Origin of the sequence: Actinosynnema sp. NPDC059797 (assembly GCF_042732085.1) — a bacterium.
In the GTDB taxonomy this organism is placed as follows: domain Bacteria; phylum Actinomycetota; class Actinomycetes; order Mycobacteriales; family Pseudonocardiaceae; genus Actinosynnema.
The window spans coordinates 2,500-3,258 of record NZ_JBHWIE010000571.1; the positions used below are offsets into that span (position 1 = coordinate 2,500).

Annotated in this window: 1 protein-coding gene; it reads right to left on the bottom strand. The window is 76.8% G+C overall.

Annotated elements, in window-relative coordinates; all coding sequences use genetic code 11:
* A partial coding sequence (locus ACFV4N_RS41770) for an FAD binding domain-containing protein (RefSeq protein ID WP_499678232.1) occupies window positions 1-633 on the bottom strand: 633 nt, incomplete at its 3' end.
* Between the last annotated feature and the right edge of the window lie 126 nt (window positions 634-759).

The following is a 759-nucleotide window of genomic DNA, read 5'->3' on the forward strand; positions in this document are numbered from 1 at the left end:
GGCGATGCGGGCGCGGGTGACGATCCCCTCCCGCACCGTCACGCACGCGACGACGGCGACCAGGGCGAGGTCGTTGTGGCGTCGGCTCAGCTCGACCACGGCGTGGCCGCTGCCGGGCGGCGGCACCGGCAGGCTCACCTCGACCAGGAGCTCGTCCGGTGCGAGCGCGGTGCGGTGCGGCCCGAGGAAGAAGTCGCGGGCGGGGATCCCGCGCCTCCCGGCGGGGCCGCGGGCGAGGAAGGTCGCGTCCAGGGCGACGCAGACGGCGGGCAGCTCCGCGGCGGGGTCGGCGTGCGCGGCGCTGCCGCCGACCGTGCCGCGGTTGCGGACGGACACGTGCCCGACGTGGGACATCGCCTCGGCCAGCAGGGGCACCTCGCGCCGCACGAGCGGCGAGGTCTCCACCCGCCGGTGCCGGACGAGCGCGCCGAGGACGAGGTCGGTCCCGGAGCGGTGGAGGTGGGCCAGGTCGAGCCCGTTGACGTCGACCACCGTCGCGGGCCGGACCAGCCGCTGGTTCAGCAGCGGCACCAGGCTCTGCCCGCCGGCCAGCACCCGCGCGCCGCCGGACAGGGCGGACAGGGCCTCCTCGACGGTGGTGGCGCGCACGTAGTCGAACGGGGCGGCCTTCACCGACCGGCCCCCTTCCTGTCGGCGCCTTTCCTGTCGGCGCCCTTCCGGATCGCGGCCAGCAGGTCCGGTGGGGTGATCGGCAGGGAGGTGATGGTGACGCCGTGGGCGGACAGCGCGTCCTGGACC